Below are 17457 nucleotides of genomic sequence, written 5' to 3'. Positions count from 1 at the left end.
GATGGAAACCATTCACGACTGCTGGGAAAACATCTGGATCTTTAGTACGGCATCCGCAACCGATCAGCTACGGATTGATATTCACTATTGTCAGTCCGATTCTGAATTACTAGCCAAGAGTCTGGCTGAATCAGCGCAAGCGTCGCTTTACTGGGTTAATGACGCACTATTTCTTGATGTTGGTAGCCATTGTATTCCGGTGCTGGAAGGCTGCTTTTTTGTCAGACAACTACCGCCCGCATCACTCAAACGCTTTGAACTGGCCTGTTTTCTGGAAAAACAGACCGATCCTTTCCTGATGGCCATCGAACAGGGCCATCTTAATGACTGGCACACCGTACGGATGACGGTTGCCGAATTATCCCGTCACCCGATGTGTCGGTCATTTTCGCTCATTGCCGGTCATTTTCATTTATTCCGACGTTCTGGAGAAACACATGCCTAAATGCCAGATTATGGCCACACTGCTTATTATGGTGTTATTGAGCGGGTGCTCGACCTCAAAAGAAGAAATGCTGCCAGCTGGTGAGCACTCCATGTTGGAATTATGGAATGGTGTAGATGGTGAGGGAACAACTCGACGTTCAGCCCAGGCCAGAGATACATTACGCCGACCGCTGAGTGCATTGGAGCTTCAAACGTCGTTACATGACGACCGGAGTTACAGCCGTACTCAGGAGAGTGAAATCAGCCAACAGTTTCCCCGTCTGCCGAACCCAGACATGGTGATATACATTTTTCCTCATCTGGCGGAGGGCAGTACACCGGTTCCCGGATACAGCACGGTCTTTCCGTTCTATAGCCAGACCCAGTATGCGATGCCGGGTGAACGCGTGGAGGCACTGTAATGTTCTCACTATTTAATAAAAAGCGCCTGTCCCGATCTCGGAAAATGCCAGTGTCTGATGAGGTGATCGGAAGTCTTGCTGAAGGCATTCCACTTCAGGTCGCTGGACGAGCGTCACTGCAACGCCCCGGGAAGATGACGATCCAGGATGAAGTAAAGCTGAATCACGCTAACCCTTCAATCATTGATTACCTGCCGTGGGCTGAGTTCCTGGATAACGATAAATGCCTGTTGTTGGATGACGGCATCTCTGTCGGTGCTGTATATGAAGTTTCTCCTGTTGCGACAGAGGGGCGTACGGAAGAGCGCCTGGAACAAATCCGCGATACGGTGGAGGACGCCTTGCAGGACAGCTTTGAGGATCATGATGAGAACCCTTGGGTTGTCCAGTTCTTCTGCCAGGATGAGAACAACGTTGATACCTATCTTGATCGCCTGAGGGGGTATGTCAAACCACATGCCCAAGGTTCGCCATTTTCGGAGGCCTGGCTGAAGGAAACAGAGCGTCATTTACGGGGGATTGCTCGTTCGGAAGGGTTATTTACTGATACTAAAATTACCGGCCAGCCCTGGCGTGGTCAGCAGCGTCGTACGCGTATGGTGGTTTATCGCTGGATTGGTAAAAACAACCGAGACCCGATGCCGCCGATCGCGATGCTCAACCAGGTATGTGAACGTGTGACCAGTGCATTGTCTGGCGCTGGGGTAATGTGTGTGCGACAGAATGGCCATCAGGTACATGGCTGGTTGCTGCGTCATTTTAATCCGTCGCCGGAATGGGTCGATAAAGAGACGTTATATCGTCAGGCCGCCTATTTTGACCGACGCGATACACCTGATGGCACCATGCCGGTACTCAATGATTTTACGGAAACGCTATGGTTCAATCCGCCACGTTCGGACGTGGAGAACGGCGTATGGTGGTTTGATAATCAGGCGCATTGTGCGTTGCCGGTCGAGAAATTACGGCGCCCGCCAAAACCTGGAGCGATTACAGGGGAAATGCTCCGGGGAGAAAAGATCAATGCGTTAATGGATCTCTTTCCGGAAGGTACCACCCTGTGTATGACCATAGTGGTACAGCCGCAAGATAAACTGGAAGCTGATTTTACCCGGCTATCGAAGAAAGCAGTAGGCGAGAACACCGAGTCTGGACGTGTTCGCCAGGATGTTAAAACCGTCAAAGAGTACCTGGGAAATCGGCATAAGCTTTACCGTGCCGGGCTAACATTTTTGCTGCGTGCTGATGATGTGGAAACGCTCAATCATAAACGCGTAGAGCTGACGACGGTGTTACTCGGTGCAAGTTTACAACCTGTGCGACCGGAGTATGACGTTGCACCACTTAACAGCTATCTGCGTGCACTCCCTATGTGCTTCAACCCGGAAACCGATAAGAAACACTGGTATACCCGGCTAACGTGGGTACAGCATCTGGCTGGGTTATTACCTGTAACGGGTCGTGAAACCGGTACGGGGAATCCCGGGATCAGCTTTTTCAACCGCGGGGGAGACGTATTTTCATTCGATCCGTTGAATAAAAGTGATCGCAGCCAAAATGCTCATAAATTGATATTTGGACCGACCGGCGCCGGCAAGTCGGCAACGATGTGCGCGATGTTATCGCAGGTGATGGCCATACACCGCCCCCGACTGTTCATTGCTGAAGCCGGCAACTCATTTGGGCTGTTGGCCGATTATTTTGAAAGCCTTGGACTGACGGTGAATAAGGTCAGTATCAAACCGGGCAATGGGTTGAGTCTGCCGTTGTTTGGTGATGCTTATCAGTTGTTGAACAGTGATGTTCCTCTGGCCATTGATGCAGATGCACTGCCTGAACTGGACGCTGATACAGAAGATGATACAGAAGATCAAGGGGACGAACAGGAGGATAAAAAAGAAAAACGGGACATTTTGGGTGAAATGGAAATTTCTGCCCGCATGATGATCACTGGTGGGGATGCTAAAGAAGAAGCCGAACTAAAGCGTGCCGACCGGGCGATGATCCGTGAGGCCTTGGTTATGGCCGCCAAAGCTTCCTACGCGGCTTCGGAACAAATGCTGCCTTCGCATTTACAACGCGCATTGCTCGATATCTCTATGGATGTAGAACGTAATGAGCAGCGGCGAACTAAAGCGGCCGAGATGGCAGAGTCTTTAGGTATTTTCACACAGGAGGGGAGTTTTGAAGCAGAGCTGTTTAACCGTGAAGGGCAGCTTTGGCCAGAAGCTGACGTCACGCTGATTGATCTGGGCTATTTTGCACGCGAAGGGTACGAAGCACAGATGGCGTTGACCATGGTGTCACTGACGAACACCATTAACAACATTGCCGAGCGTGACCAATACAAGAAACGGGATATCGTTTTTGCTGTCGATGAGGCACATATTGCAACGGTTAACCCACTGTTGGCTCCCTATATGACCAAGATCGTCAAAATGTGGCGAAAATTGGGGGCATGGCTTTGGCTAGCCACGCAGAACCTGGAAGACTTCCCCGATGCGGCCGGCAAAATGCTCAATATGGCCGAATGGTGGCTGTGTCTCGTTATGCCGAAAAAGGAAGTTGATGATATCAGTCGCTTTAAATCCCTGACGGATGAACAGAAATCAGTGCTGATGTCAGCCAGTAAGTTGGATAAATGCTACACAGAGGGCGTCGTTTTATCGAAGAACGTCCAGGCATTGTTCCGTGCGGTTCCTCCCAGTTTGTACCTGGCGCTCGGTATGACGGAAAAAGAAGAAAAAGTGGAACGACGTCGTTTGATGAATGAATTCCATTGTTCGGAGCTGGAGGCGGCAATGCGGGTCGCCAAAGCGCTAGATAAAGCCCGTGGTTTGGTTGACCAGGAGAAAGTAACAGCATGATGACATTGAAATACCCTACGCCGAGCGTCCAGCCGGAAGGTGGCCATTTTCCCGTACTTTTTGGTTTGAAACCGCAAGGTGAGGCAGAAATCTCCCTGAAAAACCATAACGAACTCCAGCAGTTACGTAATGCTATTCGCCAGCGTTTACCTATGCAGTGCAATGTAACATGTCATCCGCATCGGGTTGGCTCTCGAGGGGCGGTAGCGCTGCATTTTGATGGTGGGAACAGCATTGGCCCCTGTGTCGATATTCTGATTTCTGTTGCCGGCATCACGAGTTGGCCAGAAGCTGATGATTACGATCATCCCCGTTGGTACATTTCTGTTCCGGATGCTGTTGATGTGGTTTATTTGGTGCTTTATCTGAAAGAGATAGCCGTTGGCAGTATCGACGCTATCAGCGCTGACGCTTTACGTTTGCAGGAAGGTTCAGAACAATACCAGCGAGATGCTGTCGCCACCACAGAACTGTTGCGAAACAAGCTGACTAAAACTACCTCATAGGTTACGTTGGATATAAGTTTAAAAATCCCCTGAGCACGCAGTTGGTTGGGGGATTTATTTCTATAATGAAGAGGACATCAAAAATGACGTCGCCCTAAATGTTGATGGCACGATGCATTAAATGAATTTTTACTATAGGAATAAGTTGGTCGTCACTCTTCGTCAGACTAATTGAGTACTTTCTAGTCTGATTCTGCTTAAGTGATATTAAAAATGTAATTCATGGATACTCAGTCACCACCATCAGGCCATGTCTCTGGGTGCCCATTGCAGAAGCTGCAACCAGTAATTACGCTAAATTCATCTATATCTGTACTGTAATGACCGCAGCAATCGCACTGGTCAATAGATTCGAAAAAGCTAAAGCATTGAGTGCAGAAATATCCCTCCCCAAACTCACAAACGGAATCGTCGACTTCACATTCGGAGCAGCCTGCCGGAGTGGATGCACAATGGTAGTCGTCTTGTGAGTAACTGCTCGTATCAAAAAGTTCATAACGGGGAACAGAATGCTGGCATTTGGTGCATTCAAAATCCGTTTCATGCCAAGCTCTCAGAGTTTGCTGTTCATTGCATTCCGGGCATGAAAATTCGGCCACCTTGTCCTGTGAAGAGTTACACACCTGACATGACGATGTTTTGATGGAATAACCATTTATTTCAAAAACATCTTTTACCAGTGCAGCAGATTTTCCGCACAGATAACAATCGATAACCTGACCGCCGCTTTTTCTATGATCATCAATTGATTGTTTAACCTGCGTGAATTTAACATCGGCATAGTAGGTGTTTTTTATGAGAAGATTCGTTTCTTGCCCGGCGAGGTAATATCCTAGCGCACCTTCAAAAAGCGACTTCCAATCTTCTTGCATCAATCGGTTCAACGCAAACCAAGCATCAGCCTGCTCAGCAAGAAGTCTCGCTTTTGCTTCTTCGGTAAAGGCATCGTGATAAAAATGGACGACTCGGTTTCGGTGCTTGCGGATTTTGTTAAAGGCTTTAAGGGTGGCCGGTGGCAGGGGCTTTTCCAGTACATCGGACAGTCGTTCACAGGTCTCCGCGAAGGAGATTGATTGAAAATCACCGGTAAGATAATTCGCGCGAATAATTTTCCTTCCGCTGCATACCAGCGACCAGTGTTCATGAGCAAGCGGCACTTTAAGCAGCAACTCGACGGCAGTCCAGAAACTGACGATGGAATGGGTAGGAGAAGTGGAAAATTCATCCTGCGCCTTTTGCAGAAAGTCCATGCCGTTATCCATCAGTCCCCGAATTTCGGGGGATAGTTCAAGGTTGCCAGTTCTCAGTTTTTGGGTGTTCATACGCCTCCTGTGGGTGAATATTTATGGGAAGTAACCTTATTTATTAGCCTTCTTTTCCTTCACCGTTGTCTTTGGCAAGCGCATCTAGAACCGGCTGGTTAATATTTGCTATACATTGCATCATAAAACTTTAAAATTCAATGAGGTGCTCGCTGATGACAATATTGAAGTAATGAAAATTAACTCATCGGTTATTGTAGTTCGTAAATTTTCACTTGCCTAAAAAGAGTTTAACGATGTTTATCTCCCCCGCCTGCTGCAACCTGAAGGGTATTTATTAGCCTAAAGGAGTGCGGTGATGAACAGCAAAATCCATGCTTTTCTTCTCCTGTTTTTACCTGCGCCATTACTGGCCAACCCCGTTGTTTATACCGACCAACAACATCCTCCTGCCAATCTTACCCCTGATACTCAGATAGTCTGGCTGGATGCGCCGGAACGGCTGCAACGTTCTCTGTTTGGCGAGCTTTCAGCATCGATGGAGCAAGCGACAGCACAGGCTCAGGCTGTCATGCGTTCTCCTCAGTGGCAACAACATGAGAATGACCTGCAAATGGCCTATCGTGGTGTCGTGCATGCATGGGAAATCGGTGTACGCAAATATCCCGCTGTTGTTTTTGACGATCACGACGTGGTGTACGGCACGGCTGATGTTGCCAAAGCGCTTGCGTACAAAATGCAGGAAGGGGGACGGCCATGAGTAAATGGCGAGCCCGATTCCGCCCGATTGCTGTTGGCATTATGCTCACGACGGCATATGAACCCGCCGCTATTGCTGCCGTCAATACCGCGCAGATTGTCACCAGTGCTATTTCTCCCGGATGTATCAGTTGGCGTGTTAGTGGTATCTGTTACTGGCTATTCTGCACAAAGTTTGGTTGCACAATTCGCACATCCGTTAAAGTGACTCACTTTATTCCTGATGCAGTTGTGTCCACATACATGGCTCCAGGAGGTAATCCCTGGACAGAAATGTCTCTAGTCAGCCAAGGTGCAGGCGGGTTGGAAAATGCAGTGACCAGTGGATTAACCGACGTCTCTGCGGGCGGCGGGAACGCGGCGGATATTAAAGATCCCGGCCGACGAAAATCCAATATTAGATTTAAGTATGTGGATGCGATTGGTCATCCCGCATCGACACTTATTGGTGGACAAATTCCCGGTTATTCCTGCGATAGCGTCGCCACGCCGTTCATGCCGTATTTTCTGAGCACGTTGGATTCTCTCGCCTGGCGAACGGGCATTCCTGAATCGCTGTATCCGGAGGCGCTCATTCCTGGCCAACGCGAAGTGGGTAGTATGGCATCAGGAAATATGTGGGGAAATATTTATCCCCGCTCTGGATTTATCCAGCATACCGATGACGATAAAGCGTCAGCCGTAGTTGCTCAGCGCGTGGCAGACATTATTACACGTACCGGTCAACCGCATGTCTATCAACCTCTTAAGAGCTCTCGCCGTGATGGATATTGGCCTCCAGAGCCTGTTGTGGAAAACACACAGAACCACAAATGGCAGCGTTTGTCTCCACAGTTGACCACCTCATGCGCGGTATTCCCTGATGGTGACCATATGTCGGCTGAAAATGGTAATGCTGCCTACACTCTCTGGCAACCCTACAGTTGCTGCCAACGCCGCGGACAGCGGTTGTTATCTGTCACAAATTTTTAAGGGATAGTGATGAAAATAAAATATTGTGTGCTGGCCATCGGTCTGCAATTAGCCGCCCCGTTTACCTTTGCCGATCTTCTTAATGTCAACCTTCCCCAGGCAAAGAGTAGTGCGTTGGGCTATGGCGCAGATATCAGTGGTGGGGTCTCGGATAAGTTGTTTTATACGCTCGGTGGCGGTTCCGTGATCTCTCAGCCAGCGACACGGAGCAGTATGCAGAAGCTGGGCGTTGATCTCGGTTGGAGTTCTGATTTGCAGTGCGGCAATTTTGACCTGAAAACAACGGTCGGCAATCAGTTGAACGGCGTGACATCCGGATTTAAAAATCTGATGGGTGAAGTCATTCAGGGAGCAACCGGTGCGGTTGCCAGCTTACCTGGAGCCATTATTCAAAGAGCGAGCCCGGGCCTCTATGACATGCTAACTAACGGTGTGCTTCAGGCAAATGTGGCGTTTGATAAAGCGATGTTCAATTGCCAGAACATGACGAAACGCATGATGGATTTTACGGATTCCAGTAAATGGACACAGTCGGCGTTGGTTGATGAGTACAAACAGATGGTTAACAGCGGAAAAGCTGATGCTATTCAGACAGATAATGATTCCCAAAAGTTGACTGGCAATAACGGTCAAAACTGGATTGGTGGTCAACGACGTGGCGGTAAAGGGCAACCCGCTATTCGCCCAACACATGATTTGGCTGCAGCGGGTTATAACATGATGAACAGCCAACCGGTGTTGAGTACCTCTTCCGTCAGTACTAACAATTGTACGGGTTCAGTTTGTCAAAAATTCGCTAATTCAGAGGAAGCCGCAAAGGCTGTCGTCCAGGTACTTGGCGATCGCTCAATGCGGACATGTAAGGTTGCCTCTGAGTGCACCAGTGGGGATGACGCTCAGCAACCCGGTACTACCCAGGCGGGAACGGGATTTGCCCCTATGCTGGAAGAGGCGACGAAAACCAATCTGGAACAACTGGTGAAGCTGGTCAATGGCGCGGAGAAGCCAACGGCTGCGAACCTGGCCAAACTGAAGGCCGGAAGCCTGACTATCACCAGTGGGGTGATCCGAGCATTACAACGTGACCCGGATAATGCGGCGTTAACTGGCCGACTGGCCAGCGAACTGGCGATGGCGGATACGGTTGAGACGGCATTACTGATGCGCCGTATGTTGATGACCGGTATGTCAGAGCCAAACGCTGCTGCCCAGGAAGCGGCGGTTGATGAAGGAACCCGTCGGATTGAATCGCTCGATCGAGAAATTAATGCCCTGAAGAATGAGATGGAACTCAAGCGTGAACTTGCGCGTAACTCGGTATTGACCATTATTGAGCGAGAAAATAGTCGCGTAGAGACCAATCCGCTGAAACAAATCCAGGACAATACGGATACACGTTTCAATCAGATGACCACTCCTGAAACTCAGAGCAACTAAAGGAATGTTCATGTCTGAATCTAAAAAAAACCATCAAAATACGCCTCCCTTTTTCGAACGACTACGATATGGCACCAAATTGTCATTGTACGCGCTGGCAGTCGGTATAGGAGCTATGTTCATTGCGTTTCTGATTGCCAGTATTGGACTGTCCTATCCGGATGAATTTTTGGATCTGCGCCACTGGATGCAGCGAACGAGTCTCGGCTGGCTGGCCTGGCGACTGATGCTGTATGGCGTATTGGGATGGGGGTTCTGGAAAATCTGGCATGCCCCAGGATGTAAGCCAGAGTATAAAGCGTCGCTAAAACGGATAGCCATCGTGAGCGTGATATTTTTATTGGCGTGCGAATATGCCATCTATATCGATACAGGAGCGACGCGATGACCACAAACAGCTATCTCGAATATTTTCTGACGCTGTTGGGCTGGGTCATTAATAATGGCCTGTGGAACATACTGATTGGTACTGGCCTTTTTGCTGCGCCGCTCGCGTTCAAAGTCGTTGGTATCTGGATGAAAGTCCGGGAAGAAGGGGAGGATGAGGGCAACAAAGGCATGCTGTCACTGCCACGCATCGAGAACGCGCTGTATGGCGCGTTTTTTGTCATGCTGGCCTGTTGTGTGCCGTTGATTAATTTGAGTCTGAGTACCATGGCGTATGATACCTCCAGAGCAAGAACCTGTGGTACCTGGACGCCGCTGGCGCCAAATGACAGCGGATACTCCAGTGTAGTGTCCAGTTTGAATAACCAAACAGCTGCCGTGCCTTTTTGGTGGGCGATGGTACACCGTTTGTCCAAAGGAATTACACAGGCAGCGGTCGCGACAATCCCTTGTCGGCCAGATTTACGCCAGGTACGTTTTGAAGTACAGCGAACCAATATTAGTAACCCGGCACTGGCTGAAGAGCTTCAGGATTTCACCAACGATTGCTACGCACTCGCACTATACATGTGGAAACAACAGGATCAGGGGACAACCAAAGATAAAGGGGTGCTGAAGGATATCGAATGGCTAGGCAGCTCAACGTTTCGTTCCCATTATTATGGTGAACTGAACTCAAAAATGCCGCGGTCAAATTTTCCCTGGAACGATGCCAGAGACAGTGGTCGGCCGAATACGGGACGAGGCGGTTATCCTACCTGTAATGAGTGGTGGTCAGCAAAGGATACTGGTTTGCAAGATAGGGTGGTCAATCAAGCCGATCCGGGTATGTGGTTGCGCCTTTCCGCCGCACTGAAAATGATGGGAAAAAGTACGGACGATTATAAAGAAGCGGTGATCAGGCGGTTGGTGAGTCCCCAGAGTCTGAACATTTCCCAGGGTGGGCAGGTTTACGCTGGCTATGGTGGTAATGCGGATTTTACCACAATGAATACCATCAGTCGGTTCGGTGCTATTGCCGGCGGCGCGTTGGGTAGTTTGGGAGCATTTCCGGCATTTGATGCTATGCGTCAGGCATTGCCGATGGTTCAGGCCATTTTGCTGATGGCTGTCTGCGTCATGCTGCCGCTGATTTTGGCGTTCGGAACGTATCAGTTTAAGCCAGTGATCACCCTGACATTTGTGATATTCGCGCTCAACTTCCTGACGTTCTGGTGGGAACTGGCTCGCTGGCTTGACAGTTGGCTATTGGAAGCGTTGTACAGCTCTGATACTCACAGCCGATTTAATCTGGCGGGCTTTCAGAACACCTCTGACGATATGGTCATGAACTTTGTGATGGGAACGATGTTCATTGTTCTGCCGGCTGTGTGGGTTGGTGCGCTATCATGGGCAGGGCTGGATATCGGAGCTGCGTTATCCAATGCTATTGGTAACGGAGTTAAAGATGCTACAGCTGCGGGAAGTAAGGCCGGTGAATATGCGAATAACTCTATTAAAAGTTTTTCCGGAGGAGTTAAAGAAGGAATGAAATAGAAATATAGATAGTCGGTACAAGGTATCGGCTATCTAATCATCCCACTTATTTTCTTCTTCCCATGAATGCCTGTGGTTGTCCCATGTATTTCTATGGGGATGGTAATGGGATGAGCTGTCTGCAACGTAACTCTCAATATGAGAGTCGGAAGATTTTCCGAGAATTATTGATATAAGCCCAGCAGCAAAGATGAGAACGAAAGAAAGAATAGCTCCGCCCAGCAATACACCAGAAGCAAACAACACAATCCCCGCTGCAATCGGAATATGGCCAACCAACTTCGGTAAATGGTTCTGGGTAGCCCATGCAACGCAGGCTGCATCCCATTGCTTCAGGTGGTTCTTGGTGCTTTTCCAAATACCTGCTGCCTTAAGTCCACGCTGATAGGCTCGGTTCTTTGCTGTGTTTTGCATCTGAATATCCTTCTCAATGAGAATATCTCATGACTATATTTTAACCTAGCTGGGAGCGTAAGTCCATAAAATGAATAGAGATTACACACTGTTTCGCAAGAGATGTCTGCCGCTACAAGACCGGATTTAAATGAATCTATTTTTCATATGCCCAATATGTTCGCCAGTGTGATTTCGACATCAGCCATGACCTGAGGTGAAACCGTATCAATATACTTTGCCCCTCTAGCCTGGAAATCAAGAGAGTTCAATTGATGGCAAAGGATAACCCCGGTCACTTTTCCTTTCTCGCTGTCACCGCCCCCGATATAAACTACGATATTCTTTTCGCGCAAGGAGCCCGCGCCTGATGTTATCGCTGCGCAAGCGGTAACGCCGGTTTCCTTGTTCACGGTATCAACAGATATCACAAGAAAATAGTGTGGCCCGGCAATCTCTTTACCTGCAATGGGATCTGGATTGACTAACCATATTTCACCTCTTTTTGGCGTCCGAGCCATCAAAAGATCTCCCGTCCTGTAGGCTTCAGTTGCTGAAATGGCTGTGTCGCTTCCCTTAGCATTTGGATATCTTCAGCGCTTAAATCAGACACCAGTTCGTCAGGAGACATCCTGCGTTTACGAGGTTTTACTGTCTGTGGCATGATTTTCAGTGCGCCATCATCCTGGACAAGAACGACGTCTTCGCCTTCTTTCCAGTTCATCGCCAGGGCAATTTCCTTAGGAATTGTTACAACGATGGCCCTGCCCTGCTTACGCAGGCGAGCGCTTTTGCCTGTCGTTTTTTCGGCTACAATACTCATGACTTATCCTCTGGTGTAACCATGATAGCACCACTATAGCGTAAAAAATGCGCTATAAAAAGACATAAATAAACGAAATATTATCACTGCTCTGAAGACGTTGTATGATAACTAAATGAGTATGAAAAGGAATACTGCCTGACTACAACACGAGTGCGGAGTTCAACATCAGCCAGATTATTCTTCCCTTAAATACCTTAAAGCATAGGCTGTCCATTATCATTATTGTGGCAATAAATAAAGAGTAGCTAAGGAATAAATATGTCAAATACATCCCGGTTGTTTGAATCCTATGATGCATTGGATTATGTCGAGTTTTTGAGTAAACTGGATTCACCTAAAGTATATCTCTTGGTGGAGGATAAGCCTAGCACCATGTATTATCTTCCCGGTTATGTTATTGAATCATCTGTTACAGGTGAATGGTTTGTTTTTAATCGCGGTGTCTTTGCTTTAGAAGGAGATAGTGGCCTTCGACAAATGAAAGAGTTTCTTTCTTACCTCAAAGATCATGAAGTGATTTTTTCTGCATGGGTAATAATTCAGGATGTTTTGAATAATATGGAATCCGGACTTACGTTATGGCCTGACGTTAAGAGCAAGCTTATACCATTAAGCACATATCATTCAGATGATATTATGTGGAATGCCAGAAAAAGAGTTGTGTCTGCATTTAAGTAAGATATGTACGCTCAACATGGTATTGGTTGGGCGTTTTTAATTTGACTTTATTTTATGGTGTTGGAATGGATTTCATTGCGCTTGTTTTTCTAATTATTATTTTAGTGTTTTGGTTTTTAAAGAGGCCTCCGAATAACAAGGAAAAAAAGGCTCCTCCAACCTTCAAAAACGATAGTGGCATAAAGTATGGGGATTTATCTGTTTTCGATACTGCTCCTAAAAAATGGGAAACAAGAGATGCTCTTTTCTGGGGAGTGATTAATAGTGGTACTTGTATTAATAGGAAAGGTTACTTTTTAAGTGAGTGTGAACGGAAGTTCTATGATAATTTAACCGCATGGCATGGTAATTATTGTGATATTCATTGCCAGGTTTCTTTAGGCCAGTTGACGACAATACCCAAAGGAACCTTGTCGGATGAAGAGTATCGACGTTTTTCAGCAATAGTAAATAATATGGCTTTAGATTACGTCCTTGTTTCAAAGAAAACAAATAAAGTGGTTTGTGTAATCGAACTTGATGATGCAACTCATCAAAGAGAAAAACGTATTGAGCGAGACAGGAAATTAAATAAAATATTGTCTCTGGCAAAAATAGGTTTCTTACGTGTTCCTGTCGGTAATGTTGATGATAAGCCCGATATTTGGAAAGAAAGAGATTCAATCCATTAATACTCTGAGTCGCTAATTTTTTGTCGTTATCCACATATCCACGGACAAATAAGCCAGTGAGTCCGCGCCCTCCAAAGGTGCGGGCGAACGGGAGCTGTCGGCGAGTGTCGAGCCGACTTTGTCGGTGGGTATGTGGGTAACTATTTGACGATTCTGGGTCGGGTTGCTAATATCATTTCCGCTATACCATCGTCTTTGGACGATCACCAATGATCTATCAGTCTGTGAGGATCGCCTTCGGGTGACTGAATCACTTTTCCAGAGCCTGCAAGGAAAAGGGCGTGATTAAGAAGCGCGGTAAATCTGCCATCCTTTGAGAGCAGATGTCACCAGGTAGTCTAAACGCCGCTACGAGCGTGGTGATGAAGGTCCCGCTAATGCACTCAAGTACTGACTCGTTTTATTGAGTACAGTTCGATAGCTTCGGCAACAATTTGATATTGTTCGAGGTTTTCTGTTTTACGCACATTCAAGATACGAATACGTCCAGAGCGACGTCCGACCTTTGCACGAACGTATAAGGCCATTTGGCACATTTGGCCGCTTACGAGAGTCGCAATGGAAGGTCGAAGCTGCGCGGCGTCACTTGCGTGCAAGCGAAGCGAACACCAAGTGACGCGCGAAAGTCGACATCACGCACGTCAGGCGTAATGCGGGTTTGAGACGTATTTACGAATCGAATTATCACGTGTCGTACAGTCTGAGATACGTCATCTGGACGTTTTTACTACGCTCGGCGCGTCCGTTTTCACGGACGGACGCACCGGGAATACCATCAACTTCAATTAACGGCTTCCCGCCTCGGAAAGCGTTAACCCCATGATTAAAGGAGAAATTCGTTTCGATATTGAGGCGTCAGATTTGGGACTGACGGGGAGTATTACCCGATGCCACCCTGAAATGGGTAGCAATCGATCTCCTGCAAAAACTCAACACAGATTAGCTCTGCTACACAATATCAAACGAGCCAGGATGGCGAACAAACCGACACGCGGAGACGTCTGTGACGACGAAAAACTAACAATCTGGCATTTCGTCTGCTTACGCCGCCCTGTCTGTACGGCTGGCCGGGGTAAGCAGATGCATTGCTTCGTCTGATATTCACGCGTTTTGTACGCAGGGAGCAGAAATAAGATGAGCAGAAAATCAGCAAGATCGAAAATTGAAATATTCAGGAAAAACTTCATCACCCATGCCCGCAATGTGTCCGGAGGGTATGCTACAAGCGCGGACAGGATGCGTATTGCGACATATTTTCTTAATTACCTCAGGGATAATGGGATTAAATTACGGCATACAGACAGTATCAAGACACGTCATTTTTCTGGCTATCTTCTCAGCAGAAAAGAAAAGGGCATTTCCGAAAGAACGGTTTGTAATGAACGAGCCGCCCTCCGGGGGGTATTTGGTAGCCTGGGAAAGCAGTCATTAGCCGATCCTGATAATCCGTTACTCAGTAATAAAACGCTGGGGCTGGAAAGCAGCAGCCGCAATGGAACAAAATCCGCCCTGACGGCAGAGGAATTCAGGCAGGCATTTATTGAGGTGGAAAAAAAAGATAAAGGTGTTGCCGCAACAATGTTACTTGCCCAGACTTTGGGATTACGAACAAAAGAAGCTGTTGAATCCTGTAAATCGATTTCAACCTGGAAAAAAGCGCTGGAGACGGGTCAGAATTCTGTCAGGGTTGTTTTTGGCTCAAAAGGTGGCCGTCCAAGAGATACGGTTATTCTGGACAGGGAGGCCTTAAAATATGCCATCAGTTATGCTGAAAAAGTTATGCGGGAAAATAACGGTAAACTTATAGATAAACCTGATATCAGAAAAGCGATCGATAAATACCGGTACCATGTTCGTCGTGTCGGATTAGTGGGGAAAAAAGCGCCACACAGTATGCGTTACCAGTTTTCTCAGGATGCAAGAAAATATTATGAAGAAAAAGGGTTTTCGGAAAAGGAAATTTACGCTCAGGTTTCGATGGATTTAGGTCATGGCGATGGACGAGGACGCTATGTTAAACAGGTCTATTTTAAAGGTGATGAAGATGAGTAAATCCCGATTGTTTGAATATACAGGCAAAACAGAAGTGTCAGGTATTTTAATGACGGTTGTGTCTGTTGAGTTAATCTACGAAATTAATCTTTCAAAATCTGGTTGTGACGAAATTATCATTAAATTTACGTGTGAAACACCGTTAAATGAAAGTGATACGTGCTTTATGATAAGCAGATACTTCTCTGATGAAGTTTATTTTGATGAGAGCGACTATGATGCCTTCATCCGTAAAGACAGCTTTTCTGAAATGCGTGGTATTATTCGGGTTATGCCTACTGAAAATAACCTGAGGGTAAAAACAGGAGGGTGTATTATTCCGATACTTCCTGAAGTGATTGAAGAGATTAAATCCGGGGCCTATGATCCCGATAACGAAGACATAGAGAAAATGGTTAAGCGTCAGTGTGGAGATTTGTTTGATAAAAAAGGTAACCTGATTATTCACTCCTGATAACGTTCTTTGAGTGGGAGATGGAGATTATCAATGCATTCGTTGGTCGCAGTACATTCAGGGCTGCGGCTTTTATGACTCAACCGTTAGTGAATCATTCTGTCCTAGCACAGACATAAGCTGAGAGAGGGTTATAGCATTACTCTTTTCTGGCGTTGTAAATATTCGCGGCGATATCACGTCCATGAGATGTTAATGCACAGGATAGCTGCAGGTTGTGACTTCTGCGTTGCTGAATAAGTCCATGACGATTCAGAGTATGGCATGACGTCCTGAAATGATTGGCGTACAACGTTCTATGGCAATTATTTTCAACCATCTTGAATAGTTTTGTCACGGGTACGAAAAAACACTCCCCTTTTATTTGTTCGATAGCATATAAAAGGAATAGAATATCTTGTTGGTTTTTTGAAATTCTCATGATAGCCCTTATTTATTTGTATCAGGTACGATTTGATATTCTTCCCGCAAACAGTTCAATGCTTTATTCGTATCAGATACGAATAATTTAATGATGCCAGCGTGGCTGAAAATATATTGAACTCTATTCCGTTTTTGGGTATGTTGAGGATGTTAATTGTCGTCTATGACGACCACCAATGGTCCATCAGTCTGTGAGGATCGCCTTCGGGTGACTGAATCACTTTTCCAGAGCCTGCAAGGAAAAGGGCGTGATTAAGAAGCGCGGTAAATCTGCCATCCTTTGAGAGCAGATGTCACCAAGTAGTTTAAACGCCGCTACGAGCGTGGTGATGAAGGTCCCGCTTAACTATCTATCAATCCTCCGGGAAACTACTTCCCGATGACGAGGGGGTGGTTTTCCAAATATTTTATTTCGGAGTAACCACTATGAACGCTTCTACTGCATATCGTGACGGATACTGGGTAGGTCAATTGTTGCTTTCGCTGAAGAAAAAAGTGAAAACGCGGCGGCATGTTTATAAGACCTATAGTTTCCTTCAACTGTTACTCATTTGGGGGAGTGCAGTCATCGTCTTCTGCTTTTTTTATATGAGCAGGTTAGGCGGTTTCCAGCATAAACCTCAGCAACAAGATGAACTGACGGATTCTACCGTCGAACCTGTTAAGGATTCGGCAGAGCAGGCATATCCGGAAGATTCTTTTTAACACCGACTTTAAGTCAGCAACCCAACGGGAAAAATATCTTCCCGTCCGGGTGAGATGTTCTCCCGTTTCTACCAGGAGAACATCATGCAAATGGTCTTACGTCGTACGATTAATTTCACCGAACGTCTGTCTGCGTTGCTGAAGAAAAACATTCAACAGCGCAACGATGGATTTATTGGTGAATGGATACCGAATCGTTCAGGGCATATGAACTTTCGGGCGCGGGTTTCTCGAAGTAATTCCGGATGGAGTTACCAGGTAGAAAGTCGTACCGGTTGGTTAGGCTCAAAATCTTACCGATTTGACGTTCATACTTGTGCTGATGATACGTTTCCACAACGTCACCAGGCGATCAAAGCCGCGCAATTGTTGGCAAAACAATTAGCAACGCTGCGTTATCGGTTTCAGTGACCTTGGAGGATGTATGTCAGCTGGAGATGAAAAGCTAATTAACGCAATTACCAACTATGAATCACTCTGCGACAAATGTAGAGCGCAATCTCAAGAAGCAAAGGGAGAGCTCCTCTACATAAAGAACGCCTTGTCCCATCGCGGGATGGAATATAACACTCTCAATCTCGCGAAATATGGCAGCAAGCGGAGTCTTGATTACATCAAACGTGGTTTGGTTGACGGTTACTCATTAAGTGTATTAGCTCAGACCTGATCTGACAATTACCG

Annotated in this window: 20 protein-coding genes; 16 read left to right on the top strand and 4 right to left on the bottom strand. The window is 46.9% G+C overall.

Annotation, left to right across the window (positions count from 1 at the left end; genetic code table 11):
- Position 1 precedes the first annotated feature (1 nt).
- Genes RFN81_RS05835 through RFN81_RS05820 form a run of 4 tightly spaced genes read left to right on the top strand, consistent with a single transcriptional unit; the run spans position 2 to position 4221 of the window.
- A complete protein-coding gene (locus tag RFN81_RS05835) occupies positions 2-445 on the top strand; it encodes a hypothetical protein (protein WP_264498192.1) in 444 nt (147 codons plus the stop codon).
- Complete coding sequence (locus RFN81_RS05830) at positions 438-848, top strand: TIGR03751 family conjugal transfer lipoprotein (RefSeq protein WP_264498191.1); 411 nt, start codon at positions 438-440, stop codon at positions 846-848. The genes RFN81_RS05835 and RFN81_RS05830 overlap by 8 nt, the downstream gene beginning before the upstream one ends.
- Complete coding sequence (locus RFN81_RS05825) at positions 848-3715, top strand: conjugative transfer ATPase (protein WP_264498190.1); 2868 nt, start codon at positions 848-850, stop codon at positions 3713-3715. Before RFN81_RS05830 ends, RFN81_RS05825 begins: the two co-directional genes overlap by 1 nt.
- Positions 3712-4221, top strand: a complete 510-nt coding sequence (locus RFN81_RS05820) for an acetyltransferase (protein ID WP_264498189.1) — start codon at positions 3712-3714, stop codon at positions 4219-4221. Before RFN81_RS05825 ends, RFN81_RS05820 begins: the two co-directional genes overlap by 4 nt.
- A gap of 230 nt (positions 4222-4451) precedes the next feature.
- On the opposite strand, the gene RFN81_RS05815 is transcribed toward RFN81_RS05820, so the two are convergent.
- Positions 4452-5543 (bottom strand): hsdR, encoded by a 1092-nt coding sequence (locus tag RFN81_RS05815; RefSeq protein ID WP_264498188.1) that lies wholly within the window; start codon positions 5541-5543, stop codon positions 4452-4454.
- A gap of 298 nt (positions 5544-5841) precedes the next feature.
- On the opposite strand from RFN81_RS05815, the gene RFN81_RS05810 reads away from it, so the two are divergent.
- Genes RFN81_RS05810 through RFN81_RS05790 form a run of 5 tightly spaced genes read left to right on the top strand, consistent with a single transcriptional unit; the run spans position 5842 to position 10574 of the window.
- Positions 5842-6243 carry a TIGR03757 family integrating conjugative element protein gene (locus RFN81_RS05810; protein WP_264498187.1) on the top strand — a complete coding sequence of 134 codons (402 nt, stop codon included), beginning with the start codon at positions 5842-5844 and terminating at the stop codon, positions 6241-6243.
- Entirely contained in the window at positions 6240-7214 is a 975-nt protein-coding gene (locus RFN81_RS05805; RefSeq protein ID WP_264498186.1) for a TIGR03756 family integrating conjugative element protein, read from the top strand. Before RFN81_RS05810 ends, RFN81_RS05805 begins: the two co-directional genes overlap by 4 nt.
- 9 nt (positions 7215-7223) lie before the next feature.
- Positions 7224-8651 carry an integrating conjugative element protein gene (locus tag RFN81_RS05800; RefSeq protein ID WP_264498185.1) on the top strand — a complete coding sequence of 476 codons (1428 nt, stop codon included), beginning with the start codon at positions 7224-7226 and terminating at the stop codon, positions 8649-8651.
- Positions 8652-8661: 10 nt separating this feature from the next.
- Positions 8662-9039 (top strand): hypothetical protein, encoded by a 378-nt coding sequence (locus RFN81_RS05795; protein WP_264498184.1) that lies wholly within the window; start codon positions 8662-8664, stop codon positions 9037-9039.
- Positions 9036-10574 carry a conjugal transfer protein TraG N-terminal domain-containing protein gene (locus tag RFN81_RS05790; protein ID WP_264498183.1) on the top strand — a complete coding sequence of 513 codons (1539 nt, stop codon included), beginning with the start codon at positions 9036-9038 and terminating at the stop codon, positions 10572-10574. The genes RFN81_RS05795 and RFN81_RS05790 overlap by 4 nt, the downstream gene beginning before the upstream one ends.
- A 33-nt stretch (positions 10575-10607) precedes the next feature.
- Here RFN81_RS05790 and RFN81_RS05785 read toward each other — a convergent pair whose 3' ends face one another.
- The 3 genes from RFN81_RS05785 to RFN81_RS05775 form a co-directional block, all read right to left on the bottom strand.
- Positions 10608-10988 carry a hypothetical protein gene (locus RFN81_RS05785; protein WP_264498182.1) on the bottom strand — a complete coding sequence of 127 codons (381 nt, stop codon included), beginning with the start codon at positions 10986-10988 and terminating at the stop codon, positions 10608-10610.
- A gap of 143 nt (positions 10989-11131) precedes the next feature.
- Complete coding sequence (locus tag RFN81_RS05780; protein WP_264498890.1) at positions 11132-11488, bottom strand: type II toxin-antitoxin system PemK/MazF family toxin; 357 nt, start codon at positions 11486-11488, stop codon at positions 11132-11134.
- The gene (locus RFN81_RS05775; protein WP_264498181.1) at positions 11488-11790 is read right to left on the bottom strand and encodes an AbrB/MazE/SpoVT family DNA-binding domain-containing protein; all 303 of its coding nucleotides are present in this window, start codon (positions 11788-11790) and stop codon (positions 11488-11490) included. The genes RFN81_RS05780 and RFN81_RS05775 overlap by 1 nt, the downstream gene beginning before the upstream one ends.
- Before the next feature lie 261 nt (positions 11791-12051).
- On the opposite strand from RFN81_RS05775, the gene RFN81_RS05770 reads away from it, so the two are divergent.
- The 7 genes from RFN81_RS05770 to RFN81_RS05740 all read left to right on the top strand — a co-directional run bounded on the left by RFN81_RS05770 (position 12052) and on the right by RFN81_RS05740 (position 17443).
- Positions 12052-12471 (top strand): hypothetical protein, encoded by a 420-nt coding sequence (locus RFN81_RS05770; RefSeq protein WP_264498180.1) that lies wholly within the window; start codon positions 12052-12054, stop codon positions 12469-12471.
- 65 nt (positions 12472-12536) lie between these two features.
- On the top strand, positions 12537-13142 hold the full coding sequence (locus tag RFN81_RS05765) for a DUF2726 domain-containing protein (RefSeq protein WP_264498179.1): 606 nt from the start codon (positions 12537-12539) through the stop codon (positions 13140-13142).
- Positions 13143-14276: 1134 nt separating this feature from the next.
- A complete protein-coding gene (locus tag RFN81_RS05760; protein ID WP_264498178.1) occupies positions 14277-15194 on the top strand; it encodes an integrase domain-containing protein in 918 nt (305 codons plus the stop codon).
- Positions 15187-15648 carry a hypothetical protein gene (locus RFN81_RS05755; protein WP_264498177.1) on the top strand — a complete coding sequence of 154 codons (462 nt, stop codon included), beginning with the start codon at positions 15187-15189 and terminating at the stop codon, positions 15646-15648. Before RFN81_RS05760 ends, RFN81_RS05755 begins: the two co-directional genes overlap by 8 nt.
- Positions 15649-16497: 849 nt before the next feature.
- The gene (locus tag RFN81_RS05750) at positions 16498-16776 is read left to right on the top strand and encodes a hypothetical protein (protein WP_264498176.1); all 279 of its coding nucleotides are present in this window, start codon (positions 16498-16500) and stop codon (positions 16774-16776) included.
- An 84-nt stretch (positions 16777-16860) separates the two neighbouring features.
- Positions 16861-17187: a hypothetical protein gene (locus RFN81_RS05745; RefSeq protein WP_264498175.1), complete on the top strand. Its 327-nt coding sequence runs from the start codon at positions 16861-16863 to the stop codon at positions 17185-17187.
- Between the two features lie 13 nt (positions 17188-17200).
- Positions 17201-17443 carry a hypothetical protein gene (locus RFN81_RS05740; RefSeq protein WP_264498174.1) on the top strand — a complete coding sequence of 81 codons (243 nt, stop codon included), beginning with the start codon at positions 17201-17203 and terminating at the stop codon, positions 17441-17443.
- Positions 17444-17457: the final 14 nt, after the last annotated feature.

It is taken from the genome of Pectobacterium cacticida (genome assembly GCF_036885195.1).
GTDB lineage: Bacteria > Pseudomonadota > Gammaproteobacteria > Enterobacterales > Enterobacteriaceae > Pectobacterium > Pectobacterium cacticida.
Note: the sequence above shows the minus strand (reverse complement) of the source record. Positions and strands in the feature narration are given on the sequence as shown.

Excerpts from the sequence above, each read along its gene's own strand:
- RFN81_RS05780 (WP_264498890.1), bottom strand. The coding sequence starts at position 11,488 with ATGGCTCGGACGCCAAAAAGAGGTGAAATATGGTTAGTCAATCCAGAT.
- RFN81_RS05790 (WP_264498183.1), top strand. The coding sequence starts at position 9,036 with ATGACCACAAACAGCTATCTCGAATATTTTCTGACGCTGTTGGGCTGG.
- RFN81_RS05800 (WP_264498185.1), top strand. The coding sequence starts at position 7,224 with ATGAAAATAAAATATTGTGTGCTGGCCATCGGTCTGCAATTAGCCGCC.
- RFN81_RS05745 (WP_264498175.1), top strand. The coding sequence starts at position 16,861 with ATGCAAATGGTCTTACGTCGTACGATTAATTTCACCGAACGTCTGTCT.
- RFN81_RS05740 (WP_264498174.1), top strand. The coding sequence starts at position 17,201 with ATGTCAGCTGGAGATGAAAAGCTAATTAACGCAATTACCAACTATGAA.
- RFN81_RS05810 (WP_264498187.1), top strand. The coding sequence starts at position 5,842 with ATGAACAGCAAAATCCATGCTTTTCTTCTCCTGTTTTTACCTGCGCCA.
- RFN81_RS05795 (WP_264498184.1), top strand. The coding sequence starts at position 8,662 with ATGTCTGAATCTAAAAAAAACCATCAAAATACGCCTCCCTTTTTCGAA.
- RFN81_RS05830 (WP_264498191.1), top strand. The coding sequence starts at position 438 with ATGCCTAAATGCCAGATTATGGCCACACTGCTTATTATGGTGTTATTG.
- RFN81_RS05805 (WP_264498186.1), top strand. The coding sequence starts at position 6,240 with ATGAGTAAATGGCGAGCCCGATTCCGCCCGATTGCTGTTGGCATTATG.
- RFN81_RS05825 (WP_264498190.1), top strand. The coding sequence starts at position 848 with ATGTTCTCACTATTTAATAAAAAGCGCCTGTCCCGATCTCGGAAAATG.
- RFN81_RS05760 (WP_264498178.1), top strand. The coding sequence starts at position 14,277 with ATGAGCAGAAAATCAGCAAGATCGAAAATTGAAATATTCAGGAAAAAC.
- RFN81_RS05770 (WP_264498180.1), top strand. The coding sequence starts at position 12,052 with ATGTCAAATACATCCCGGTTGTTTGAATCCTATGATGCATTGGATTAT.
- RFN81_RS05750 (WP_264498176.1), top strand. The coding sequence starts at position 16,498 with ATGAACGCTTCTACTGCATATCGTGACGGATACTGGGTAGGTCAATTG.
- RFN81_RS05785 (WP_264498182.1), bottom strand. The coding sequence starts at position 10,988 with ATGCAAAACACAGCAAAGAACCGAGCCTATCAGCGTGGACTTAAGGCA.
- RFN81_RS05835 (WP_264498192.1), top strand. The coding sequence starts at position 2 with ATGGAAACCATTCACGACTGCTGGGAAAACATCTGGATCTTTAGTACG.
- RFN81_RS05820 (WP_264498189.1), top strand. The coding sequence starts at position 3,712 with ATGATGACATTGAAATACCCTACGCCGAGCGTCCAGCCGGAAGGTGGC.
- RFN81_RS05765 (WP_264498179.1), top strand. The coding sequence starts at position 12,537 with ATGGATTTCATTGCGCTTGTTTTTCTAATTATTATTTTAGTGTTTTGG.
- RFN81_RS05815 (WP_264498188.1), bottom strand. The coding sequence starts at position 5,543 with ATGAACACCCAAAAACTGAGAACTGGCAACCTTGAACTATCCCCCGAA.
- RFN81_RS05755 (WP_264498177.1), top strand. The coding sequence starts at position 15,187 with ATGAGTAAATCCCGATTGTTTGAATATACAGGCAAAACAGAAGTGTCA.
- RFN81_RS05775 (WP_264498181.1), bottom strand. The coding sequence starts at position 11,790 with ATGAGTATTGTAGCCGAAAAAACGACAGGCAAAAGCGCTCGCCTGCGT.